The organism is Flavobacterium geliluteum, assembly GCF_017948595.1.
Taxonomy (GTDB): Bacteria; Bacteroidota; Bacteroidia; order Flavobacteriales; family Flavobacteriaceae; genus Flavobacterium; species Flavobacterium flavipigmentatum.
Window position 1 is genome coordinate 1 of sequence record NZ_JAGFBV010000059.1, and the last position, 3,359, is coordinate 3,359.

Genomic DNA, 3,359 nt, shown 5'->3' on the forward strand with positions numbered 1-3,359 from the left:
TTCCAAAGAAATATTTTTCTCATTGAGCCAGTTGCAGATAACGCTCATTCTGATGGTCTGCGGATTGAGTTTCCGATCTGGAAACAATCCCCTTAAAGGCGCAATCATTGCATGAATGCTATCGACTGTAATAGGCTTGCCAAGTTTGGTAATAATCAGTTTATCTGTTTTAGATCGAAGCATTTGGGGTCGGGTTTCCTGCAGGTAATTGAAAAACAAGATCATCTGTCTGGGAACTAAATTCATTGTCCGCTTATTGAGATTGATGGAAGCTTTGATATAGACTGTTCCATTATCGAGATCAATATCTTTTACAGTAAGTCTTATGATTTCATCACTTGTAAGTCCCTGATAGATCAGCAGTGATAGTAAAACATTATTTCTAACGTCCAAATGCTTGTAACGGTTCTCACGCTCCAAGAGCAGTTGCAGTTCCGGACTGCTGAACAGATCCTGCACCTGTATCGCCTGATTGCTGTTTACTTTAATATTAAGGCGCTTGCAGGGATGGTCATTTCTGTAACCGCTCATTACCAGATAATCATAATATTTTTTGATTGCCGATAGAATGACAACACGATATTTGCTGTTGGACTGCCTTGCGCTTATTTCTTCCATATACTTGACGATATTCCCGTATTTGTAACGCTTGGCTTTCGGATTCAATTTTAAAAAGTGATTGATCGCAAACAGATAGCTTGATACCGTCTGTGGGCTATAATTTTGGAGCAGGAACTGCTCTAAGGCTTGTTTTGTCATAGCAGATTACTTAAAAGGTTACGACTGGTTTTCGTTTCTTGTTTTTAAGAGCATAGATATAGGTTGTATTGATATCGGAATGCCCAAGAAACCTTCTTATGAAATCAATCCCCGCATTATTCTCAGCCAGATGATTGGCTATGCTGTGCCTGAGGCAGTGGAGTGTGATATCTTTTTGGATAAGCTGGAAATCCTTGGTCTGCTCGATCATTTTCTTTAGGATATCATTCAGGTTTTCCCCTGTGCTACGCCTGCCTTTGGAATTGATAAAAAAGGCTTCTTCGATCTGGTTTTTCCCTGCAAGCCTCTGACTGCGCTCTTCCTGAACGTACTTTTTCAAGTAGCCCATAACCGTATCGCTCATGGGAACTTCACGTCTTTTGCTGTTTTTTCCGCTTCTCACTATGACCATTCCGGTAGCCAGTTTCACATCCTTTAAATCCAGCGCACTGATTTCAGAACGCCTAAGCCCGCATCCATAAGCTACGGAAAGCAGGGCACGTTCAAGTTCATTCTCGGCATGCTTGTATACCGTTTTTATCTCTTCAACACTGAGCGTATTTCTTGACTCTTGTGTTCCTCCCTCATAAGAGGGAATGTAATAGCCGTTTTCAATTTCCTTGTTTTCCATGAGGTTCAACAGGAACAGTCCCTGTACGAAAAGATGGAATTTGATGCTTTTCTGTGACAGCGTTCCTTCGCCCCTGAACTTTGGCCTTGCAATTAAATACTCGAAGTATTTAATAGATTCTTTGGAAGTCAGCTCCTGAATCCTGCTGATTCCCGATTCTTCCAGCCAGAGCAGGAATTCTATCAGGGTATTCTGGTACATCCTGCTGTTGCCGGTCTTATAATTCCTGACCTTTATAAAACTGTCAAAGGCATCCAAGAGCCTTCGGAAATCTTTATTTTCTATCCTGTTTTTCATTGTTTTTTGAGGTTAATTTGTGAATTATGCAAAGTCGTCGCTTGCGCACTCCGTGGAACACGGAACACCAGTATCGTATGCCCAGTAAATACAAGGTCTCCGGTGTTCCGCTGGCGTTCCGGGGCGTTCCATTTTTTGCTTTTTTTGTGTATTTTTCTGTGTTTTTCTTATTTTTTAAGATTCTAAAACTGCTCCAATTGTGCGCCCAGTTCTTTCCTGATCTTGCTTTTGAGTTTTTCCATGTTATCCCAGTAGCTGATTACATATTTGAAACCCCTGTTTACCGAGCCTTCAATAGCCTGAATGTATTCGAGTTCCTGCAACAACTGCATGTACCGGAATGAAGATGTCTTGCTGATATTGAGTTTCTGGCGGATTTCCCTATTGGTAAAACGGTGCGTCGTCCCATTCTGCTGGCTCTTTACGTAGCCTTTGAGATTTTCAAAGAACTGTCTTGTGCTTTTGTCCAGTTCATCCACTTTGATGATGATGGAGGTAAAGAAAATATCAACGGCAGATTTAACGTCTTCCTTGGTGGAGATCAGCCTGCCTTTGCTGTCTGTTTTTCTCTGGTACTGGTGCAGGATGGTAATCTGCGAAACAAAATTTTGAAATTGGCTGTTGAGCCTTCTGAGCATCTTGGCTTCAAGGGGAAGGGTAAGTTTGTCTGCAAATGGATTAATCACCTCATAGGATTTTAATACCCGCATGGCGTTTCTAAGCAGTTGTGTTGCCTGAACCTCGTTTTCATTGTCGCCTTTTCCTGCGATTTTCTTGTTTTGGATGGCTATGATTCGCATCGTCTGCGCCTGGCTTTCATCCACGCCCAAGATTACCGAACGGCTCATATTGTCATAGTACACCTCGGCTTTGGTCGTCGTGGTCATACTGGCAAAATGCGCCTGTACCTGTTTTATTCTTCCCCTGTTGTTTCCGAAAATGTCCTTGACCACCGTGGAGCTTGTCAGGAACTTTGCCGACTGCATTTCACGAAAGGCATATTGCGCCTCTTCGTCAAGACCGTCAAAATCCTGAATCACGATCAGTTTATTGATCAGTTCCTTATCCCTGTAATGGTATAGGGATTTGCTTGTAATACGGGTCATATTCATCACGTCTTCCTGAGGCATGCACTGCGCAATCCCATTGATCAGATGGCTTTTTCCTTCTCCGCTTGATCCCTGTACGATGGCATGCATCAGATACGGCATTTTATAACTCGAAGCGAGCACGAAAAGTACCATCCTGTTTTGTTCTTCCCCAACAATTCCGTTCTGTTCCAACAACTTGTTTATATTTTCCAGCAGGTTTGGTTTTGAAAGAAACTCGACTGCTTTCTCATGTGCCTGCGGTGTAAGTTCTTTTTCAGAGTAGCGATCCGTAACGGGATTTATTTCCGCATCAAAAAGTGCTTCCCGATGCTGTTCCAATAAATCGGTGAGCTGTAAAAAGTCTGTTTCGAGCTCCTGAAAGTCAAAGCCCTGTTTTTCTGAGAGTTCCCCGCACTGGCTCTGCACGCTTCCAAAATCGAAGAGGTCAACTTTGAGCCTGTGTTTCTTCTGTGTAGTATGTGCCACAATCTGTAATGATACCCTGAGGTTTCCCAAATCCATAGGCAGGTTGCCTACAACGAAAAACACTCCTGCGATGCCTGTATAGCTGATCTTGTAGC

Annotated in this window: 3 protein-coding genes; all 3 read right to left on the reverse strand. The window is 42.8% G+C overall.

Going from position 1 to position 3,359, the window contains the following annotated elements:
- A partial coding sequence (locus tag J3495_RS18880; RefSeq protein WP_210668520.1) for a tyrosine-type recombinase/integrase occupies positions 1–759 on the reverse strand: 759 nt, incomplete at its 3' end.
- Between the two features lie 10 nt (positions 760–769).
- The gene (locus J3495_RS18885) at positions 770–1,687 is read right to left on the reverse strand and encodes a tyrosine-type recombinase/integrase (RefSeq protein WP_127340888.1); all 918 of its coding nucleotides are present in this window, start codon (positions 1,685–1,687) and stop codon (positions 770–772) included.
- 182 nt (positions 1,688–1,869) lie between these two features.
- Positions 1,870–3,359: hypothetical protein (locus J3495_RS18890; RefSeq protein ID WP_210668522.1), on the reverse strand; the 1,490-nt coding region annotated here is incomplete at its 5' end.

Coding starts and splice junctions, on each gene's coding strand:
- J3495_RS18885 (WP_127340888.1), bottom strand. CDS start 1,687: ATGAAAAACAGGATAGAAAATAAAGATTTCCGAAGGCTCTTGGATGCC.